This window comes from Macrococcus animalis (genome assembly GCF_047425875.1).
In the GTDB taxonomy this organism is placed as follows: domain Bacteria; phylum Bacillota; class Bacilli; order Staphylococcales; family Staphylococcaceae; genus Macrococcoides; species Macrococcoides animalis.
The window spans coordinates 650,111-671,178 of record NZ_CP179727.1 but is presented as its reverse complement, the minus strand read 5'-3'; the positions used below and the strand labels follow the sequence as shown (position 1 = coordinate 671,178).

27 protein-coding genes are annotated in these 21,068 nt (G+C 33.7%); 25 read left to right on the top strand and 2 right to left on the bottom strand.

The features are described from left to right. Nucleotides 1-86: 86 nt before the first annotated feature. The 11 genes from ACMGE9_RS03445 (at nucleotide 87) to ACMGE9_RS03395 (ending at nucleotide 6,359) form a co-directional block, all read left to right on the top strand. Nucleotides 87-539: a C40 family peptidase gene (locus ACMGE9_RS03445; RefSeq protein WP_414043863.1), complete on the top strand. Its 453-nt coding sequence runs from the start codon at nucleotides 87-89 to the stop codon at nucleotides 537-539. A 92-nt stretch (nucleotides 540-631) separates the two neighbouring features. Then, nucleotides 632-898, top strand: coding sequence for a hypothetical protein (locus ACMGE9_RS03440; RefSeq protein ID WP_414043862.1), 267 nt, complete (start codon nucleotides 632-634; stop codon nucleotides 896-898). Nucleotides 899-902: 4 nt separating this feature from the next. After that, nucleotides 903-1,406 carry a GNAT family N-acetyltransferase gene (locus ACMGE9_RS03435; protein ID WP_414043861.1) on the top strand — a complete coding sequence of 168 codons (504 nt, stop codon included), beginning with the start codon at nucleotides 903-905 and terminating at the stop codon, nucleotides 1,404-1,406. Between the two features lie 376 nt (nucleotides 1,407-1,782). Then, a complete protein-coding gene (locus ACMGE9_RS03430; RefSeq protein WP_414043860.1) occupies nucleotides 1,783-2,421 on the top strand; it encodes a C40 family peptidase in 639 nt (212 codons plus the stop codon). A gap of 207 nt (nucleotides 2,422-2,628) precedes the next feature. Beyond that, a complete protein-coding gene (locus ACMGE9_RS03425) occupies nucleotides 2,629-2,772 on the top strand; it encodes a helix-turn-helix transcriptional regulator (protein WP_414043859.1) in 144 nt (47 codons plus the stop codon). Between the two features lies 1 nt (nucleotide 2,773). Next, a complete protein-coding gene (locus ACMGE9_RS03420; protein WP_414043858.1) occupies nucleotides 2,774-3,193 on the top strand; it encodes a hypothetical protein in 420 nt (139 codons plus the stop codon). A gap of 100 nt (nucleotides 3,194-3,293) precedes the next feature. Continuing rightward, nucleotides 3,294-3,755 carry a GNAT family N-acetyltransferase gene (locus ACMGE9_RS03415; protein ID WP_414043857.1) on the top strand — a complete coding sequence of 154 codons (462 nt, stop codon included), beginning with the start codon at nucleotides 3,294-3,296 and terminating at the stop codon, nucleotides 3,753-3,755. A 1-nt stretch (nucleotide 3,756) separates the two neighbouring features. Next, nucleotides 3,757-4,272: a methylated-DNA--[protein]-cysteine S-methyltransferase gene (locus ACMGE9_RS03410; protein ID WP_414043856.1), complete on the top strand. Its 516-nt coding sequence runs from the start codon at nucleotides 3,757-3,759 to the stop codon at nucleotides 4,270-4,272. Between the two features lie 15 nt (nucleotides 4,273-4,287). Continuing rightward, complete coding sequence (locus ACMGE9_RS03405) at nucleotides 4,288-4,629, top strand: zinc ribbon domain-containing protein YjdM (protein WP_414043855.1); 342 nt, start codon at nucleotides 4,288-4,290, stop codon at nucleotides 4,627-4,629. Further along, on the top strand, nucleotides 4,622-5,764 hold the full coding sequence (locus ACMGE9_RS03400; protein WP_414043854.1) for a DUF418 domain-containing protein: 1,143 nt from the start codon (nucleotides 4,622-4,624) through the stop codon (nucleotides 5,762-5,764). Before ACMGE9_RS03405 ends, ACMGE9_RS03400 begins: the two co-directional genes overlap by 8 nt. Before the next feature lie 91 nt (nucleotides 5,765-5,855). Beyond that, nucleotides 5,856-6,359, top strand: coding sequence for a hypothetical protein (locus tag ACMGE9_RS03395; protein ID WP_414043853.1), 504 nt, complete (start codon nucleotides 5,856-5,858; stop codon nucleotides 6,357-6,359). A 35-nt stretch (nucleotides 6,360-6,394) separates the two neighbouring features. Here the strand turns inward: ACMGE9_RS03395 and ACMGE9_RS03390 are convergent, their stop codons facing one another. Further along, entirely contained in the window at nucleotides 6,395-6,772 is a 378-nt protein-coding gene (locus ACMGE9_RS03390) for a hypothetical protein (RefSeq protein WP_414043852.1), read from the bottom strand. Nucleotides 6,773-7,038: 266 nt separating this feature from the next. Here ACMGE9_RS03390 and ACMGE9_RS03385 point away from each other — a divergent pair, with 266 nt between their 5' ends. The 14 genes from ACMGE9_RS03385 to ACMGE9_RS03320 all read left to right on the top strand — a co-directional run bounded on the left by ACMGE9_RS03385 (nucleotide 7,039) and on the right by ACMGE9_RS03320 (nucleotide 20,458). Continuing rightward, a complete protein-coding gene (locus ACMGE9_RS03385; protein WP_414043851.1) occupies nucleotides 7,039-8,478 on the top strand; it encodes a DHA2 family efflux MFS transporter permease subunit in 1,440 nt (479 codons plus the stop codon). An 82-nt stretch (nucleotides 8,479-8,560) separates the two neighbouring features. Next, on the top strand, nucleotides 8,561-9,661 hold the full coding sequence (locus ACMGE9_RS03380) for a hypothetical protein (protein ID WP_414043850.1): 1,101 nt from the start codon (nucleotides 8,561-8,563) through the stop codon (nucleotides 9,659-9,661). Between the two features lie 86 nt (nucleotides 9,662-9,747). After that, the gene (locus ACMGE9_RS03375) at nucleotides 9,748-10,770 is read left to right on the top strand and encodes an alpha/beta hydrolase (RefSeq protein ID WP_414043849.1); all 1,023 of its coding nucleotides are present in this window, start codon (nucleotides 9,748-9,750) and stop codon (nucleotides 10,768-10,770) included. A gap of 80 nt (nucleotides 10,771-10,850) precedes the next feature. Further along, entirely contained in the window at nucleotides 10,851-11,768 is a 918-nt protein-coding gene (locus tag ACMGE9_RS03370; protein ID WP_414043848.1) for an NAD-dependent epimerase/dehydratase family protein, read from the top strand. A gap of 219 nt (nucleotides 11,769-11,987) precedes the next feature. Beyond that, nucleotides 11,988-12,605: a DUF47 domain-containing protein gene (locus ACMGE9_RS03365; RefSeq protein ID WP_414043847.1), complete on the top strand. Its 618-nt coding sequence runs from the start codon at nucleotides 11,988-11,990 to the stop codon at nucleotides 12,603-12,605. 11 nt (nucleotides 12,606-12,616) lie between these two features. Then, nucleotides 12,617-13,618, top strand: coding sequence for an anion permease (locus ACMGE9_RS03360; protein ID WP_414043846.1), 1,002 nt, complete (start codon nucleotides 12,617-12,619; stop codon nucleotides 13,616-13,618). Between the two features lie 53 nt (nucleotides 13,619-13,671). Further along, nucleotides 13,672-14,208, top strand: coding sequence for a serine aminopeptidase domain-containing protein (locus ACMGE9_RS03355; protein WP_414043845.1), 537 nt, complete (start codon nucleotides 13,672-13,674; stop codon nucleotides 14,206-14,208). A gap of 151 nt (nucleotides 14,209-14,359) precedes the next feature. Next, complete coding sequence (locus tag ACMGE9_RS03350) at nucleotides 14,360-15,046, top strand: GntR family transcriptional regulator (RefSeq protein ID WP_414043844.1); 687 nt, start codon at nucleotides 14,360-14,362, stop codon at nucleotides 15,044-15,046. A gap of 3 nt (nucleotides 15,047-15,049) precedes the next feature. After that, nucleotides 15,050-16,594, top strand: coding sequence for a gluconokinase (gene gntK, locus ACMGE9_RS03345; RefSeq protein WP_414043843.1), 1,545 nt, complete (start codon nucleotides 15,050-15,052; stop codon nucleotides 16,592-16,594). Next, nucleotides 16,594-17,961, top strand: a complete 1,368-nt coding sequence (locus tag ACMGE9_RS03340; protein ID WP_414043842.1) for a gluconate:H+ symporter — start codon at nucleotides 16,594-16,596, stop codon at nucleotides 17,959-17,961. The genes gntK and ACMGE9_RS03340 overlap by 1 nt, the downstream gene beginning before the upstream one ends. 164 nt (nucleotides 17,962-18,125) lie before the next feature. Continuing rightward, on the top strand, nucleotides 18,126-18,767 hold the full coding sequence (locus ACMGE9_RS03335; protein ID WP_414043841.1) for a Bax inhibitor-1 family protein: 642 nt from the start codon (nucleotides 18,126-18,128) through the stop codon (nucleotides 18,765-18,767). Nucleotides 18,768-18,878: 111 nt separating this feature from the next. Then, complete coding sequence (locus ACMGE9_RS03330) at nucleotides 18,879-19,592, top strand: YebC/PmpR family DNA-binding transcriptional regulator (protein ID WP_414043840.1); 714 nt, start codon at nucleotides 18,879-18,881, stop codon at nucleotides 19,590-19,592. A 229-nt stretch (nucleotides 19,593-19,821) separates the two neighbouring features. Continuing rightward, nucleotides 19,822-20,091 carry an SGNH hydrolase domain-containing protein gene (locus ACMGE9_RS03325; protein ID WP_414044439.1) on the top strand — a complete coding sequence of 90 codons (270 nt, stop codon included), beginning with the start codon at nucleotides 19,822-19,824 and terminating at the stop codon, nucleotides 20,089-20,091. Further along, on the top strand, nucleotides 20,081-20,458 hold the full coding sequence (locus tag ACMGE9_RS03320) for a GNAT family N-acetyltransferase (protein ID WP_414043839.1): 378 nt from the start codon (nucleotides 20,081-20,083) through the stop codon (nucleotides 20,456-20,458). The genes ACMGE9_RS03325 and ACMGE9_RS03320 overlap by 11 nt, the downstream gene beginning before the upstream one ends. A gap of 47 nt (nucleotides 20,459-20,505) precedes the next feature. Here ACMGE9_RS03320 and ACMGE9_RS03315 read toward each other — a convergent pair whose 3' ends face one another. Next, nucleotides 20,506-21,027 carry a DUF1697 domain-containing protein gene (locus tag ACMGE9_RS03315; protein ID WP_414043838.1) on the bottom strand — a complete coding sequence of 174 codons (522 nt, stop codon included), beginning with the start codon at nucleotides 21,025-21,027 and terminating at the stop codon, nucleotides 20,506-20,508. Nucleotides 21,028-21,068 lie beyond the last annotated feature (41 nt).

Sequence of the window (21,068 nt, the reverse complement as noted above, 5' to 3'; positions counted from 1 at the left end):
AAAGGAATTTGGATGATATGATTATTTCAAGAAGTCACACAGACAAACGAAAACTTATTAAAGAAAATTATGGAGGAACACATACAATGAAAAAATTATTATTAGCAGCAGTTACATCAGCAGTAGTATTTACATCGGTTCCAACGCATGACGCAGACGCAGCAACTAAAAAATATTCTTATAAATATAAAAAATATAATTCATATAGCGTAGCTTCAGTAGCACGTTCTATCGCAGCAAACAGAGTGTACGTATACGGAGCTAACAATCGTTACGCAGTAGATTGTTCAGCATTCGCACAACAAGTTATGCGTGCAATGGGTAAATCAATACCTCGTACAACTTATGCACAAATGGCAGCTGGTAAACGTGTATATAATCCAAGACCTGGAGATTTAGTTTACTTCAATGGTGGTAGTCACGTTGGGGTTTACATTGGTAATGGACGTATGGTTGACGCTTTAAACCCAAGAGCTGGTGTTGGTGAGCGTTCAATTAGAAACTTCTATGGTACAGTAACTGGATATTACAGATTCTAATTTAATACAATTACAAAAATACATCACAATATGTGGTGTATTTTTTTGTTTTACTTAACATTACATATATAATAGAAGGAAAAGGAGAAATTATGATATTAAATTATTTAATTTATGTGTTAATGCTTGGAATGGGTGGCTATCTCATTTATATAAGTAAAAATATTGGCAATACAAAAGTTGCAACAAAGTATTCAAAAGAAAATTATGCACAATTATATCTATATATGGGATATACATTTATCATATTTGCCATGCTATCGTTTATTACACGTATGACATTTCCGCAATATGAATTTATTTTGCCATTTATAATGATAATTATCTTATTCATATTAAATAAAAGGTTTAGGAAGTAATGTGATGGAAATTAGACAAGCTACTTATGAAGATTTAAAGGAAATCATACACACGACTCAGCTCGCATTTGAGAATGAAGAAATGAGCGATAATCAAGAACATAAATTAGTTGAAGAATTAATGCAATCTGATAGTTACATTGCTGAATTGTCAGTAGTAGCATTGGTAGGTGACACAATCGTAGGGCATATTATGTATTCTAAAATTAAAATTAATGAAAATAATGGACTCGCTATGGCACCACTTTCAATACATCCAGATTATCAAAAGCAAGGTATCGGAACAGCATTGATGACATATACATTGTCAAAAATACCTATTGATCAACCCATTGTGATTCTAGGACATCCGAGCTATTACACTAAATTTGGATTTATACCTGCTTCAACTTATAATATCAAACCGCCATTTGATGTGCCTGATAATGTATTCATGGTAAGAGCTTCTGAGGAAGTCAAAAATAAGGGTATTCAAGGGACAGTTATTTATGACGATGCTTTCCTTTAAAAAAATATCCATTAATATAATTATACAAACAAAGTGTAAAACCGCACTGTAACTACAATGTTACAGTGCGGTTTTTTGGATTTTAATTTCGTAATATTCTTGGATAATATTTACAAATTCTATATTTGAATAACTTATGTCTACACTATAGCTATGGGATTTTCGACAAAATTACTAATATTACAGACATAGATAAAATATATCACTTAGATAACAAAACATTTACATCCAACTATTTTAGGTTTAACCGTGTTATAGTTGGACATGTGATTACGACGGCTTGAAATTATTTTCCGAGTTCGACAAAATAAATTATCACGCTAAATATAAAAATACTATATTAATATATAACCGATTCTTGGAGGAATTAAACATTATGAAAAAAACTTTATTAACTTTAACGACAGCAGCAACAATGGCAACATTAGTACCAACAAACTCAGCGGACGCAGCAGCAGAACTTAGAACAGATGTAGCATCTACAACTTATACTTCATATTCTGCACCAGTTCAAGCGCCGACTTATACTGCACCAGTTGCTCAAACATCAACACAAGCACCAGTTGCAAATAACACATTCAATACTTACAACACAGTTGCAAATGTATCAAACAACGTTGAAACAGCAGAACGTACAGCACCAGCAGTACAAAAAGCACCTACTTCAGTAGCTGTAAATAACAATGTAGCATCAGTTGCATTATCGATCGCAGCAGGTAAATCTTACGTTTATGGTGCGAACTCAGCAACAGCAGTTGACTGTTCATCATTCGCTCAACAAGTATTAGCAGCAATGGGTAAATCAATCCCACGTACAACTTATGCGCAAGCAGCAGCAGGTACACAAGTATCTAATCCACAACCAGGTGACTTAGTATACTTTAACAACTTCAGCCACGTTGGTGTTTACATCGGTGGTGGACAAATGGTTGATGCTTTAAACCCATCAGCAGGAATTGGTCAACGTTCAGTGTCATTCATCTCTGGATCAGTTGACGGATACTACAGATTCTAATTAAAAATTAATATTACTTCTTTACCCTTTATCGAAATTTCGATAAAGGGTAATTTTTTGTAAAATTTAGGTGTAAAGATATCTTTACACAATATCCATTTTATAGTATATTATCTGTAAAGATATCTTTACACTAAGAAGGTGAACACCATCGTTAAGAATTATATTAAAGAATACAGAACCGCACGTAATATCTCTCAAGTCCAAATGGCCAAGGATTTGGATATTACAAGACAGACGATTAACGCGATTGAAAGTCATAAGTATAACCCAAGTTTAGAACTCGCATTAAAACTCATGAAGTACTTTGATGTTCCAATTGAAGCACTGTTTAAATTGGAGGAGGATTGAGATGTACACTAAGAAAATAACAAAAAGATATTATTATAAATGGTTAATTATTTTACCTTTAATTTATTTAATTATTGAAATATTAGATTCTATTTTTCTAAAACAGCCCTTGGATTACTCAGGTGTGATTGGATCTTCTATAGGAGCAGCTATAGGAATGTATATATCATATTCAAGAGATTCAGTTACAATGAATGATAAAGGTGAGATGATTATAGAGGATGAGTTTAGTAGAAAATTAACTTTAGAATTTAACCGATATTTTTTAATCATTTTAGCTATATTAGGATTTGCTGGCTTTGAAATTTTACGATGGACAAAAACAAAAGTTGTTACTATAGATTATTTAGCTTGGACATTATTTGTTTTGTTTTTTAGTTATTTTATAGGTCTTGCAATATACAAAAATGTAAAATCATAACCCCAATCTATAGCCAATTCGCTATAGATTTTTCATTTAAACTTTATTATTTTCCTACTATATAATACAATCAAATAAATATACAAAGGGGTTGAGTGATATGTGGCAGTATAAATTATTTGAAGAGCTTAAGCCTATCGAGATTTATAAGATTTACAAATTAAGAGTGGATACGTTTATCGTAGAGCAGCAGTGTTACTACGAGGAAATCGATGATAAGGATTTAGATTGCGTTCATATGTTCAAAGAGGTAGGGGGTAATATCGCTGCTTATGCACGTATTATTCCAGAAGAGGATACGGTCCATATTGGTCGCGTTATTGTGCATCCGGATTTCCGTGGAGAGGGTCTTGCTAAAGAACTAATGCAAAATGCGTTAAAATATATAGAGACACATCATAAGTATTTAGATATGCACTTACAAGGTCAAGCGCATCTAGAAGGTTTCTACGGTAGTTTTGGCTTTAATACAGTATCGGATGTATATTTCGTAGATTTAATTCCGCATGTAGACATGGAGCGTCCTGCATTTGGCACGAACTCACCTTTAAAAGGAGCGTAATATGAATATATTTATTAGTCAATTTGATATTAATGATAGAGCTTACGTATTAGCATCAAATGACTTTGGTGTCGTTTATTTCGGTAATGATGAAACAACAGAATATGTTGACCATCATATCCGTCGTTTCATCCCTGAAGCTGAACGTGTCACAGGTTATCCTGCTGATGATAAGAACGATGACTTTATTAAAGATATCGAACGTTATTTTAAAGGTACATTAACTGATTTTAATTGGCCATTAGATTTACACGGTACTGATTTCCAAAAGTCCATTTGGGATGCATTACTTAAAATTCCATATGGTGATTCAAGAAGCTATAGCGATATTAGTGAAATGATTGGTAACCCGAAAGCAATTCGGGCTGTAGGTGGTGCAATAGGTGCAAATCCTGTTATGATTGTAGTACCATGCCATCGTGTCATCGGTAAGAGCGGAAAATTAACAGGTTTCCGTGGTGGTTTAGATATGAAGATTGAGTTACTTGTAATTGAAGGTATTCCATACGTTAATTAATAGGAGGAAATAAAAATGACTTTACCAAATTGTCCAGAATGTAATTCAGAATATACATATGAAGATGGTGTCAATTATGTGTGTCCAATGTGTGCACATGAATGGCCAATCAATCCTGAAGAGGAAGAAGCAGTAGTAATTAAAGATAGTGTCGGAAATATATTAAACGATGGTGATAGTGCAACAATTATTAAAGATTTGAAAGTTAAAGGAACATCATCTGTGATTAAGAAGGGTACAAAAGTTAAGAGTATTCGTATTATCGAACCTGAAAATGGTCACGATATTGATGGAAAAGTGGATGGATTTGGTCAACTCAATCTTAAAAGTGAAGTGGTCAAAAAATTAAATGAATAAGCGGATTGAAAGTATCGATATTCTACGTGGTATGAGTATAATTGGCATATTATTTATGAATATTGTTGGATTTCATATGAATGAAGTTTATACAGATCCGTTGATGTATTTTGATTCACCTGTTGATCAATGGTTATATAAATTAAATATCTTATTCATTCATAACTCTTTTTATCCAATATTTGCATTTTTATTTGGCTTTGGCTTAGCGATTATGGCTGAGAATATCACACGTCGGGGTAACAATTTTATTCCTGTCTTATATAGAAGAACAGCAGCATTACTAGTGTTTGGATTACTCCATGGATTTTTCTTATTTTATGGAGATATATTAAATGTGTATGCAGTGCTAGGGTTTATCGCCATTCTCTTTTTGTTACTGCCAAACGTTATAACCTTAATTGCAGCTTTATTGCTAGCGGTGATATATATGTTCAGAAGCTTCCCAGTGATGATTTCAGTCTTCATGCAACCTGACTTCTTTGGGAAAGAATTTTATGGCTTCGAACAATCACAAAATGAATGGATTAAAGTCATGACGAGTGGTGATTTCGGAAATATACTGCAATATAATCAAGAATTTTTCTACCAAGGTTTTACAGCGATTAATCCAGATACAACGATTGGTTATTTCTTATCGATTATGCCATTTATTTTAATGGGTATGTATGTAAAGCGTGCCGATCTCTTAAAAGCAATTGTAGAAAATAAAAAAACGATGCTAGTGTTATCATTCGTTTTTGCAATACTTGGAATCACACTTAAATATTTAATGATTACATATGAAATCAATGCGAGTGCATCAAGCGAATATATTTATTACGGTGGGGTAATGTTATCTATAAGCTATATTATTTGGGTAACCTTACTAACAGAATATGCTCCAATTAAAAAAGCATTTACACCATTTCTATTAATGGGTAAGATGAGTTTTACATTGTATATTATGCAAAGTATAATCATGTTTATTGTGTTCTATGGTTTTAAACTATATGGACAGTTAACAATTGCTCAAGTTTATCTTGTAGCAATTGCAATTGTTATGTTCCAAATAGTATTTACAACGCTTTATTTTAAGAAATTTAAGCAAGGGCCACTAGAATGGATTTGGCGAAAGATTACTTATTTAAAATAAAATGAAGACAGATATCTAAATTTTAAAATAGGAATTAACACTTTTTTGTGTTACAATTACATGGCTATTCAATCATGAGGAGGTGTAATTAATGCGCGCGGAATTACAGGAAAAAATAGAATATTACGTGTTAAGTGGTGACTTTGAGTCAGCTAAAGCATTAATGCAAGCAACCGACTTTATGCTATTTGAAGAAGCATTTATAAGTGCGTGTCATGACAGTGAATCAGTGATGTTCTATACATTTATTTTAGAATGTATGAAAGAAACTGAAACAGTTGAACTACACGATTTAGCATTCTTACTACTTGTTTATCCATTAAGTGAAGTAAACGGAGCATTCAATAGTGCTTATTATCATGCACTACGTTCAGTTGACATGACAGAACGAGTAGAAGTGAAAAGCTTGTTACAATTATTATTCTTATATGCCGTACCTGAACCTGTGATTACAGACAAGGAAGCATTCGATACAGCGAAACAAATCTTAAAAATAGATTCTAAAAACCACGTAGCAAGAAATATATTGAAACAAGCGGCGAAAAAATTAGATAAAGTCGTTGTTGACTTTAGCCAAATATCTAAGAAAGCGTAATGGTCAATTCCATTACGCTTTTGCTTTACGTCTATTTATTGTTCAAGCCATAGTTCGATGGGTACGATAATCGGGAACTGACCACGGTCTTCAGATAATTTAGTGATGATAGCAGATGCTTTTGCGAATAACGGAATGGCAAACATACCTTCTTCTTTTTTGATTTCTTCAATCACATTTACTTCAGAATCGTCTTCACTCTGAATTAATATAGCAGCCTCGATAACACCATCTACTTGCGTTCCAAAATGTCCAAACATAAAAGTTAATTTGAACTCATAAAGATTTGGATCTTGTTCACTTTGCTCATAATCTAAACGGTGCATTGTTGTAGGTTCTGCTGACATATCTTCAAAGTCTCTTACATGTACTTCTCTTAAAAACATATGAACAACTTGCTTGTTTAATTCCACAGTGATCGCTCCCTTTATTTTGTTATCTTTATTATAGTATTAATTTACAATTTCCAAAAGTAATTGATTGTATATTTATTTTTGAGATTGTAAAATTTGATGTGTATATTGTAATTTCTTACTTAATAAAGATTTTTATATTGCTTGAAATAATTATATGGTGTAAGATGTATAGACATTTAATGGAGAATGTACTTTATCACTTTATTTTAAAATAATAATAGGAAAATTTTTGAGCGTAAGCTCATTATTTTTTTGGAGGAAATATGAAAAAATCAACAATCATTATGATTACATTTTTAATTGGTGCATTCTTTACGTTCTTAAATGAAACGCTATTGAACATCGCTTTAACGGAAATTATGCAAGTGTTTAATGTCGATGCACCGACTGTTCAGTGGTTGGCAACTGGCTTTATGCTGGTTATGGGTGTGTTAATGCCACTCTCAGCATCACTGATTCAATGGTTTACAACGCGTCAACTTTTTATCGGTTTAATGTCTATCTTCTTAGTAGGAACTTTAATCGCAGGTTTTGCCATGAACTTTCCAATGATTTTAACAGGGCGTATGATTCAAGCAGCGGGTACGGGATTATTGATTCCAACGATTATGAATGCAATGCTTAATTTATTCCCTCCTCATGAGCGAGGTAAAGTTATGGGGAACTTTGGTTTAGTGATGATGTTTGCACCAGCAATCGGTCCCACTTTATCTGGTGTTATTGTGGATACGATGGGATGGAGATGGTTATTTTTCGCTGTCGTACCCTTCGTGTTATTCTCAATCATCTTTGCATATAAATATTTAGAGAATGTTGGTGAAGTTACGAAACCGAAAATCGATATTTTATCTGTTGTATTATCTAGCGTCGGGGTTGCTGGTATTATTTACGGTTTCAGTGCAGTAAGTACTGCAAAAGGTGGTTTTGGTAACCCGTTTATTTTAGGGTGTATTATCATTGGTATTATCTCAATGATATTATTTGCAATCAGACAGAAAAAATTAGCGGAGCCTCTACTTGATTTATCGGTATTTAAATATGCGAACTACGCGCGTGGTATGTTCATCTTTGTCGTAGTGGTAATGGCAATGTTCGCTTCAGAAATTGTAATGCCGATGTATTTACAAGGCCCAATGGCATTTTCAGCAAAAGTTGCAGGGATGATTTTATTACCCGGGGCATTATTAAATGGTGCCATGAGTCCAGTGATGGGCCGTATCTTTGATAAAATCGGTCCAAGAAAAATGATTATTCCAGGTATGTTCGTATTAGCGTGTGTGATGGTATTCTATTCAACGATTCATCCTGGTATTAGCGTATATGTATTTATCATCGTTTATATGTTATTAATGGTTAGTATCTCAATGATTATGATGCCAAGTCACACGAATGCAATTAATCAATTACCAAGACGTCTATATCCACACGGTACAGCAGTTGGAAATATGATTCAACCGATTGCAGGTGCCATGGGAATTTCAGTATTTGTAAGTATTATGACTCATGGTCAGAAGAAGGCGTTGGAAGGTATTACGAATCCTACAGCATCGCAAGTTAACGACGCATTAACTAGTGGTGTGCATCATGCATACTGGTTTGCGATATTCTTAACAGTAATTGGGTTAGTGACTGCTTTATTCATTACAAAGTCAGAAGCACCTGAAGGTGAAACGTTCGGTCTCCCAGAAGAAATTAAGAAATAATGTTTCTATAAATCTCATAAGGGTATAAACAACATGTCTGTGTTTTTAGACATGTTTTTTAATACTTTTAAGGAGCGTTTTGATGAGTAAAGGGAATAAAGAAGCTTTAAAGATAGGTTCAGCCTATGTCGGCGTCATTGTTGGGGCTGGATTTTCTACAGGTCAAGAGGTTTTAACATTTTTCACGAACTATGGTATTTATAGCTATTTTGCTATAATTATTTCAGGATTAATGCTCACTTTTTTTGGGAGACAAACGACCAAGATGGGACATGGTTTAGATGCCGATAGTCACGAGCCGACAATTCAATACCTATTTGGTGAAAAATTTGGAAAAGTAATTGACTACATATTAGTTTTCTTTCTGTATGCAATTTCTGTCATTATGATTGCAGGAGCTGGAAGTGCAGCTCATGAAAGTTTTGGATTACCAATTTGGTTAGGGTCACTGTTAATGGTCATTGTAATTATTATTACATTACTACTTGATTTCGATAAAATTGTTAGTGCTTTAGGGATTGTTACACCATTTCTTATTATTGTCGTGACGATTATTGCAGTTTACTATTTCTTTAACGGATCAGTACCTTTAAATGAAGTTCACAAGCATATTAATACAGATAAACAACCATTCAAATTATCTTTCTTACCAGAAACTTCAATGTGGTGGTGGTCAGGTATTAACTACGGTGGATTAGCATTTGCGACAGGTTATAGTATGATGGCAGCTATTGGTGGAGACGCAAGTCGTATGAAGGTTGCCGGCCGTGGTGGATTTATTGGTGGTATAGTATTACTCATTTTATTGTTAATGGTGAATTCTGGACTGTTAAGTGAGTTAGAAAATATTAATGATTCAGCGATTCCTACGCTAATTTTAGGGAAAGCAATTCATCCGATCATAGGTGTGGTATTAAGTATCATTATGTTAATGGTCATTTATAATACAATTGCTGGTCTAATGTATTCATTTTTAGCCCGTTTTTCAACACCCTATTCTAAAAAATACAAGCTGATGTTATTTAGTTTAATGGCACTTGCTTATGTACTTAGTTTTGTTGGATTTACAGAACTAGTAGGAACGGTATATCCGATAATGGGGTATGTTGGACTTATTCTATGTGCAGGTATTACATGGAAATACTTTAAACGTAAAAATAGAGGTAAAAATCATATTGCTTAAAGATAAAATGGGGGAATTCTCCCATTTTATTTTTTTTACATTCTAAGGATATGCTATAATAATGTACTATTAGAAAGGGCGATTGAATGAAAAAAAGATATTTAGTGATTACAATTCTTTTATCATTATGCGTCATGATGATATCCGAAATAATGGGTTGGAATGAAAATACTGATCCTAGATTCTCTGGAAACGCGATGCTAAGTGATAAAGCAATTGAAAATCCGAATGTAAAGATAATTCAAAACATAACATATAGCGATATTGCGCCACTATCTCAAATGGATATTATTATGCCGAGTAAAATTCGCAAAGGGGATAAACTCCCACTCATTATATGGACTCATGGTGGAGGTTTTATTGCAGGTGATAAGAGATATAAGAATCCTTATTTAGCCCAAGTTGCTGAAAAAGGTTTTGTTGTTGCAAATATGAATTATGCACTTGCGCCAAACAATAAATATCCAACTCCAATATTACAAGAACTTGAAGCAGCGAAATTCTTAAAAAAGAATGAAATGAATTTCCCAATCGATTACTCACAAGTTATTATCGGAGGTGATTCAGCCGGCGCACAAATTGCCAGTCAATTCGCTGCAATGCACACAAACGAAAAATTAATGAGTGATATGCAATTAGAACCAGTGTTTAAACCCAATCAATTAAAGGCAGTTGTGCTGTTCGGAGGTCTGTATAATATGCAAACAGTTCGTGCAACCAAGTTTCCTCGAATTGAGTTATTTTTGGAAAGTTATACGGGAGAAAAAAACTGGGAAAAGAAATTCAAACCAATAGAGCAGTTGAGTACGACAGCGAATATCACGCAATACTATCCTCCGACATTCTTAACGGTTGGTGATGCAGATCCTTTTGATACGCAAGCATTTGAGATGGTAAAAATACTAAAGAAAAATGGTGTTCCATATGCACATTCCTTCTTTGATGATACACATCGTTTACGTCATCAATATCAATTTCATATGGATTTAAAAGAATCAAGAATAACATATCGCAAGTTAATGATGTTTTTAGGGAATTATACAAGTCAATCACCTTATTCATCGAATACTGTTAAAACGAACCATATTCAAAAGCCAAAATTAAAATAGTATTTTAATTGCACGAAACATTTTTATACATAGGCTAAATTGGGTACAATAAAAGAAATGAGACATATGGAGGCTATATAATGAAACCACGTTTATTATTAACTGGCGCTACAGGCTATATTGGTAAAAATCTATATGAACATTTAAAAGATGAATTTGAAATTTATGCGATGAGTAAATATCCAATAGAAGATCTTGCTCAAGATATCCAATGGATTACTGGTGATATGTTTTCGCTAAATGATTGTATCGAAGCCATGCAGCAAGTTGATTTTGGGGTATATTTCTTAGATCCAACGAAGCGTTCAAACAAATTGAATGATGCAACGTTTCAAGATATCAACGCGATTAGTGCAGATAACTTTGCACGTGCAGCCGAAGAAACCAATTTAAAGTCAATTATTTATGTTTCAGGTACAGGTGATGATGAAGAAACAATTAATATTCTAAAAAGCTACAAAACTCCCGTGCAAATCACAAAAACACCAGTAAAAAGAAAAGGAATAGTCGCACAAACGCAAAACTCAAAATCCAATGATGTACGTAGTATTCAAAGAACACTGATGCCATCAAGCTGGACAGTAGAGAGAGTCAGTAAACATTACTTTGCATGGTTGAGTGATATGGCTCTAGACTTTGTTGAAGTCAAAGAAATGGATGGTCGGTTTGATATTCTAGCGGTAAAAAAGCATATCTTAACATTAGAAAAAGATAATGATAAATCTGATGACAATCGTATCGTATATAATATTACAGGCGGTGTATTACTTCATGCACATGAGGAAAGTCGAGCGCGTATGGAGTTTAGACGTTTAAAAGATACAGATATATTAATCATAGCATTACATGACTATGAACCTACATTACCTTGGCTCATCTATTTGTTAACGCAAGCGCCCATACATCATTTGACGATGAAAATATTTGATGTAGAAATGAGAATCGAGCGTTTTCAGGAAGAAAAAGAAAAAGGTATTGAGAAAAAGTATACAAAATAATATTTAGACATCTTACTGCATTCATCATGCATAAGGATGTCTATTTTTTTAGGTCAAATTTACAATGCTGTTACGTTAAATTTACAATGCCGTAATAAAGAAAGCGCTTTCTAAAAAAACTTTACTTTATTTTTACAAAACACTATTCTTCTTAGGTAATTTACTTTAAAATATCGTTGTAGTCTTAAATAAGCTTTTTATTAAATAGGAGGATTTACGATGTTTAACAGAAAGAAAGATAAGTTTGCAGTTCAATTAGAAGCGATGGCGGAGAATTTAGATCGTGCAGCAGTAGCTTTTGGAGATATGAACTTTCACTCTGCATTCGATTTAAAGAAGTACTCAGATACAATTAAATCATATGAAACAAATGGTGATGATTTAATGCACCAAATGATTTCTGACTTAAACCAAACGTTCATCACACCGATTGAACGAGAAGATATTTTAGCGTTAAGTAATGCTATTGATGATGTAATGGATGGTATGGAAGAAACAGCAGGTATGTTTGAAATGTATACCATTGAATATTCTGATGAATATATGGCTGAGTTTGTACGCAACATTCAAGCATGTGCACAAGAAATCAAGACTGCGGTGAGTTTAATTGCAGAGAAAAAATTTTCACATGTCCGTGTACATTCTATTAACATCAAAGAATACGAAACAAATTGTGATGGTATCCTAAGACAATCAATTAAACATATTTTATCTGTAGAAACAGATCCATTAACAGTAATGAAGGTTAAGGATATTTATCAATCTTTAGAAGATATAGCTGATAAGTGTCAAACAGTAGCGAATATTTTAGAATCTATCATTATGAAAAACAGTTAAGGAGCATTACTATGGAACCGATTTTTATTATTACGATTGCAATCGTAATCTTTGCACTAGCATTTGATTTTATTAATGGCTTTCATGATACAGCTAATGCAATTGCAACTGCAGTTTCAACAAAAGCTTTAAAACCAAGACAAGCAATCCTTATGGCAGCAATATTAAATTTCTTTGGTGCCGTATTATTTCACGGTGTTGCTAAAACAGTAAGTAAAGATATTGTTGATCCGTTCACACTTCAAAATGGATCAGTAGTTATCCTTGCAGCACTCATATCAGCGATTACATGGAATTTAATTACTTGGTATTATGGGATTCCGAGTTCATCGAGTCATACATTAATAGGATCCATTGCAGGTGCTGCAGTAGCTTCAGGTGGATTTGGTGTATTACAATACGCGGGCTTTATTAAAATTATCATTGCTTTAATCATCTCACCTTTACTCGCATTTATTATTGGATATATTATATACACTATTATAAAAATTGTATTTAGAAATGCGAATTTAACTAAAACAAATCGAAATTTTAGATTTATGCAAATATTCACTGCAGCTGCTCAAGCATTTTCTCATGGCTCAAATGATGCGCAAAAAGCAATGGGTATCATTACAATGGCATTAATCTCTGCAGGTATACAGACAGGTAGTACAGAGCCAATGCTTTGGGTACAATTAGCTTGTGCGACTGCGATGGGGCTAGGAACTGCTGTTGGTGGTTGGAAAATCATTAAAACAGTTGGTGGTAATATTATGAAGATACGTCCGGCAAATGGTGTTGCTGCAGATCTATCGTCTGCTCTCATTATTTTTGGGGCAACTTTCATACATTTACCAGTATCAACAACACACGTTGTTTCATCATCAATTCTTGGTGTAGGATCAAGTCATCGTGTTAAAGGTGTTAAGTGGACGACAGCGCAACGTATGATTATAACATGGGTAATTACATTACCGATTTCTGCAGTGATTGCAGCACTGATATATCTTGTTTTAAATATATTTTTATAAAAATGGGTAAACTACAATTATGTAGTTTATCTTTTTTATATGGAGGGATTATGATGAAACATATTGTATTTGTACATAGTGCAGGCGTTCAGTCTGTGTCAACAGGTAGTAATCCATTAATTCGTAAGACAAAGGATAATATTGGGGAGTGCACTTGGCATGCCAGTGTCTATCCGAGAGATGCAGGTCAAATTTATGACAACTGGGTTAAAGTGTTTATTAAGAGTTTAAATGAAGTACCGATTAATGAACCTGTAATCTTAGTGGGGCATTCATTTGGTGGGACAGTAATTACGAAATATTTGACTGAAAATAAAGTGGAACATCAAATTGAGAAGGTTGTGATGATTGGCTCACCGTTTTTTGGTTGTGATGATAAATTCAGTGATCCACAAAATGTCATTATAAGTGAATTAAAAACAGCAGTACCAATGTACCATATTCAATCTGTTGATGATGACCGTGTTGATATAAATCATCAGACATGTTGGAAAAAAGCGTTCCCTGAAATTCAGTTGATTACAGAAAATACTGGAAAGCATGAGTTCCATAATGGAATTGATGCGTTGAATAGATTATTGAAACAGTAAAAATTTTTGGAGGAAGTGCATGATTCTTATGTGAATCATGCACTTTTTTTGTCGTCGTTCTGTGACAATTTTGTAAACGCTTCAAAGTAAACGTTTACAATATATATATTTTCATGTACCATACTTGTATACAAGTAGACGAGGTGGAAAAATGTTACCGAAACAATGGACAGAAAATTTATCATCTGGTGAGCGTATTGCTTTTGATTTAAGATATAAAATTATTTCCGGCGAATTAAAAGATGGTGAAAAGCTATCTGAGAACAAATTAGCAGCAGCATATGAAGTGAGTCGTTCACCCATTCGGGATGCGCTCAAAATTCTTGCAATGGATCACTTGATTCGCTTAGAGAGAATGGGTGCGGTTATTAAACGTTTAAGTGAAAAAGATATTAAAGAACTTTATGATATGCGTATTATGATAGAAGGGTTTGCATTTGAAAAGATTAAAACACGTTGTATTGGACAACTTGTTTTAGAGCTTGAAAAGAAGCTTGAAATGATGCGGGTAACAGTAAAATTTGATGATGCAGCTGAATTTGCGATGCAAGATATACTCTTCCATCAAACAATGATTGAATCAATTAATCATCTACAACTAGAAAAGTTATGGTTGTCCATTAAACCCAATATGTTGATCTTAAACTTTATTTCAATGCAACAACGTATGACTCAAGATAAATCGGATTTTGAACGTATTTTCAAAAATCATGAAATGTATATAGAAGCTATTCGAAATCAAGATAGAAAATTATACAAAAAAGTTCTGCATATTAATTTTGATGACTTAAATGAGGAAGTTGAAAGCTTATATTATTCGCAAACTAAGGAGGAATAGTAGATGTATATGATTGGTGTTGATATAGGTACAACCAGTACTAAAAGCGTTCTTTATAATCAAACAGGTGAAATAATTTCAATTCAACATAAAGAATATCCTTTACTAACACCGCACAGTGATATCGCAGAGCAAAATCCGAATGAAATATTTGATGCGGTACTTAAAACAATTGGAGCAGTGATAAAAGAAAGTGGCGCTCTAAAAGATGAAATTGACTTCGTAAGTTTTTCGAGTGCGATGCATAGTTTGATTTTAATGGATGAGTTTCATAAACCTTTAACAAACAGCATTACATGGGCAGATAATCGTAGTTTTAAATACAGTGAATTATTGAATAGTAAGTATAATGGTTTGGAAATATATAAACGAACTGGTACGCCGATTCACCCAATGAGTCCCTTGAGTAAGTTAATGTGGTTTAAGCATGAAGAAGGTGTTAATTTCAATAAGGCTCAAAAATTTATCGGAATTAAAGGTTATATTTTTTATAAACTATTCAATCGTTATGTAGAAGACTATTCTATTTTAAGTGCAACTGGCTTATTTAATATAAAGACCCTCGATTATGATGAAGAGGTACTTAAATTACTAGGCTTGAATAAAGATTATTTTTCAAAAGCGGTAGATACGACTGAAATTATAACAGGATTAAATGCGGAATATGCTGAACAGATGGGCTTAAATGTTAATACGCCTTTTGTTATTGGCGCAAGTGACGGAGTATTAAGTAATTTAGGTGTTGATGCATTTAAGCCAGGTGAGGTAGCTGTAACAATTGGTACAAGTGGTGCGATTCGAACAGTAATTGATGAACCGAAGACAGATGCACATGGTCGCCTATTCTGTTATGCACTTACAAAAGATAAATGGGTAATTGGTGGACCTGTGAATAATGGCGGGGTCGTATTACGCTGGATAAGAGATGAGTTTGCTTCTAGTGAAGTAGAAACTGCAAAGCGGTTAGGCATTGATAGTTATGAAGTATTAACGAAGATTGCTGAACGTGTACCACCAGCTAGTAACGGTCTGATTTTTCATCCATTTTTAGCAGGGGAGCGTGCACCGTATTGGAATGCAAATGTGCGTGGTTCGTTCTTTGGGTTAACATTATCTCATAAAAAAGAACACATGATACGTGCAGCATTAGAAGGAGTTATCTTCAATCTATATACTGTGTTTATTGCTCTTAGTGTATTAATGGATGATGAAGTGAAAACGTTGAAAGCAACCGGTGGATTCGCAAAAAGTGCATTATGGCGTCAAATGATGGCTGATATCTTCGAACATGAAGTTATTGTCCCTGAAAGTGTGGAAAGTTCATGTTTAGGTGCTGTGACTTTAGGTCAAGTTGCACTTGGTTTGAAGCCTGATTTCAATCATATCAGTGACATGGTCGGTGTGACGAAACCACATCAACCGATGTACAAAAATGTATTGATTTACAGAGAAATTTTACCGATTTATATGAAAGTAACAAATCAATTGATGGACGTCTATTTAGATATGGCAAATTTCCAAAGAAACCATGAAGGGAATGAAAAATAATGAACTTTTTCACCGAACAATGGCCGTTGATTACGGTTCTAATTGCAATATTATTGTTACTTGTATTAATTATGGGGCTCAAATTGAACACGTTTATTTCATTAATAATAACAGCATTTACAACAGCATTATTATTAGGTATGCCATTAGACAAAATTGTAGCCACTATTGAAGCGGGTATGGGTGGAACACTTGGACATATCGCATTAATATTTGGACTTGGTGCAATGCTTGGTAAGTTGCTCGCTGATGGTGGAGGTGCAACACGTATTGCACATACTTTAATCGATAAATTTGGATTAAAGCATATTCAATGGGCCGTTGTTGTGGCTTCATTTATTATTGGCATCGCATTATTCTTTGAAGTAGGTTTGGTATTATTAATTCCAATTGTTTATACTATTGCAAAAGAAACGAAACTACCTGCGTTATATTTAGGTATTCCAATGGCCGCAGCTTTATCTGTAACACACGGATTTTTACCACCACATCCAGGGCCAGTAATGATTGCCAAGGAATATGGTGCGAACTTAGGTGAAGTCTTATTGTATGGATTTATTATAGGTATTCCAGTTGCAATTATCGCTGGTCCACTCTTTAGTAAGTTTGCACAAAAAATTGCACCAACAGCATTTACACGAGAAGGAGATATCTCTTCTTTAGGTAAAAATGTACATTTTAAAATCGAAGAAACACCTGGATTTTTTATAAGTACATTAACGGCTTTATTCCCAGTTATCTTGATGTTAATTGCAACTGTAGTGAAGCTGATTGTTGAAGCGGGTGGTGTGGAGCCAAATACATTCATGAAAACTATTTACTTAATCGGTGATGCATCAACTGCAATGTTAATCTCTATTGTTATTGCAATCTTCACAATGGGCTTGATGCGAGGACGTAAAATGAAGGATGTAATGCAATCTGTATCTGACGCTATATATCCCATTGGTATGATGATATTAATTATTGGAGCAGGTGGTGCATTTAAACAAGTATTAATTGATGGTGGTGTAGGTAAACATGTTGAGACATTATTTACGCAATCGAATTTTTCACCAATTTTACTTGCATGGTTAGTCGCAGCCGTATTACGAATTGCTTTAGGATCTGCAACTGTGGCAGCTATTTCTACAACGGGCATTGTTATTCCTATTTTAGAAACAAGTGATGTGAATTTAGCATTAGTTGTTCTAGCAACAGGTGCCGGAAGTGTTATCGCATCTCATGTAAATGACGCAGGTTTCTGGATGTTTAAAGAATACTTCGGACTAACTGTGAAAGAAACAGTATTAACTTGGACACTACTTGAAACGATTATATCAGTGAGTGGATTAATCTTCATTTTAATCTTTAGTATGTTTGTCTAGATAAGAGACAACCTTTGGGTTGTCTTTTTTGTGAATGGAGTGAGGTTAAAATATGTACACTTTATTTTGAGTAAACGACATAAGTTCACAAAATTTGAGTAATTTGTGATTACAACGTACAATGGTTTATACAGAAATATATTTTTATTAGAATGAGGGATTAAATGAACAATTATAGTTATCAAGCACCACAACAAATGTCACATGGTTCAGCTATCAGAAATGCATGGCTTTATTTTATGTATTATTGGGTAATCTTTGCAGTCGGAACTTACTTAGGACAATTCGTTCCACCAGGTATGCGCATGATGGTTTCAGTCTTAATTTTTGCATTGGTTATGATTTCATTATTTGTGAGATCATCTAGAAAATTTGGCGCTATTATTTCCAATGTATTAGCATTTGCGTTAGGTGTAGTCAGTTATGCATCATTTATGTACTATATCGGTACGTTAGGACCAACTGTATTCTACCAAAACGTTGGTTTAGCAATTGGAGCTTTCTTAGCGTTTGGAGCACTTGGATACTTTGTCGTTGGAGACGCGACAAATTTAGGTAGATTATTATTTCCAGCATTAATCGTTTTAGTGCTAGCAAGTTTTGCAGGAATTTTTATACAAATTCCAATGTTTCACTTAGTGATTACAATTGCAGGATTAGCAATCTTTTTACTATATACGATTTATGATTTTAATCGTATGAAACGTGGTCAGTTCTCACCAAGAGAAATGGGATTTAACTTATTTATTAACTTACTAAACATCATTATGGATATCTTAAGATTAGCAAGCATTTTAAAAGATTAATCAAATTTTAAGCACATTTGGATTCTTCCAAATGTGCTTATTTTTGTTTTGTGCAATTAACAACTTAAGTGTATAATAATTACATATTAATTTGAAAGAAGCGTGTAATTTATGGGTCGTAAGTGGAACAATATTAAAGATAAGAAAGCAGCTAAAGACAAAAATACAAGTAGAATTTACGCAAAGTTTGGTCGTGAAATTTACGTAGCAGCGAAGTCTGGTGAGCCAGATCCTGAATCAAACCAAAATTTAAAATTCGTACTTGAGCGTGCAAAAACATATTCTGTGCCAAAACACATTATTGACCGAGCGATTGAAAAAGCAAAAGGTGGCGGCGAAGAAGATTTCGATGAATTACGCTACGAAGGATTTGGTCCTGGTGGATCAATGTTAATCGTTGACGCATTAACAAATAATGTAAACCGTACCGCAAGTGATGTTCGTGCTGCATTCGGGAAAAATGGTGGTAACATGGGTGTTTCTGGTTCAGTAAGTTATATGTTCGAGAACACTGCAGTATTTGGTTTTGATGGCAAGACAGCAGATGATACATTAGAAATCTTAATGGAAGCAGATTTAGATGTGCGTGATGTATTAGAAGAAGAAGGTCACGTGATTGTTTATGCTGAACCTGATCAATTTGCAGCAGTACAAAATGCATTAAAAGAAGCGGGTGTTGAAGAGTTTACAGTAGCTGAATTATCAATGCTTGCTCAAAATGAGTTAGAATTAACACCTGCTGATTTAGAAACATTTGAAAAATTAGTTGATGCTATTGAAGATTTAGAAGATGTTCAAACGGTTCATCATAATGTAGAATTATAATAGATACAGAGAAATAAAGTCGGGTTTTGCTCGACTTTATTTTTTTGAATAATATAACCAAATACAAATTAAAAGGTGAAAATGATGGCACAGAATAAACCAATACAAAAAAATTTAGGCCAGAAATTGAAGGTTTACGTGCAGTAGCTGCTCAACTTGTAGCAGTGTATCATATTTGGTTGCATAGAGTTTCAGGTGGTGTAGTGGACGTGCCAATAAAAAATGTACGATTGACAAAAATCTAGTCGTTCCCAAAAGAACAGATTGGTCACGTCTGGAAAACCCGCCAACCAATGTCTATTATTATGATTATACAAATCGCATTTGCCCAGATACATTATGTCGTCCCGTTATTGGTAATGTTGTTGCTTATGCTGATAAAAGCCATATGACCAATACTTTTATGGAGACGCTTGCACCTTTTGTGAAAGAGGATTTAATGGCATTATTAAAACAAATTAAAGAAAAACAGAAAAAGGGGCTTGCTCATGATTCGTAAATTTATGGAAAGTGATATTAATGCAATTCAACAGATGAATCAGCATGAAGGTTGGGACAATTTAGTCGTCCGACATGAACAAACGCTTGCTGCATGGATGAATAGTGAAAGTTATGTTTATGAAGTAAATGGACATGCTGTGTCTGCTATACGTACAATTACGGATGGACATGTTTCTCTTTATGTTTGCGAATTGATTACGCAACATGAATCAAGAGGTAACGGTTATGCTAAAGCTTTAATGGATTATGTTCATGCATTATATCCAACAACACGAATGGAACTACTTGCGACAAGCAGTTCAAAAAGTTATTATGAAAATCACTTTCGACCATTCTATGGATTTAGACGTACATTTTTAGAATAAATGGATTGAAACTAAAAGGTTGCAGGATATTTTAAACTGCAATCTTTTTATTTTTCATTTAATTTAGCAACAATTTTTTCGATTGTTCTTAAATTGCGGGAAGTAGTTTCACTTTTATATATTCTTTTTCCTAAAGCTTTACCAAATTTAGAGTCTAAAGTCATTCCTTTAGGTACAGTCCAGTACACAATGCTTTCACCTCTTTGAATGTATTCATTATCATCAAGTGGTAACGACATTAAATCCTGCATAATCATCTCTTTATTTACAAAGATCACATATGGTTGCATGATATCATTTAATTCAAATGGGTAGTCGTCAAAAAGCGTTTGCATATGCTTTCCATCACGTAAAATGACAAATGCTTCATAACCAAACGTATTACGAAGTGCTACTTCTATTGCTACTTTCTGCTCGTCTAAGTTCAGCGGAGTATTATAAATTACATTTCCTGTTTGCAATATCGGTGTAACGTTCCAAAATCCTAAATCTTCAAACACATTTTTTAAATCTTTATTATTAATTTTTATACCATTCACATTGATGCCACGTAAGAAACAAACATTCATTTTATCAATCCTTTTTCTACTATCATAGCATGATTTTTGAT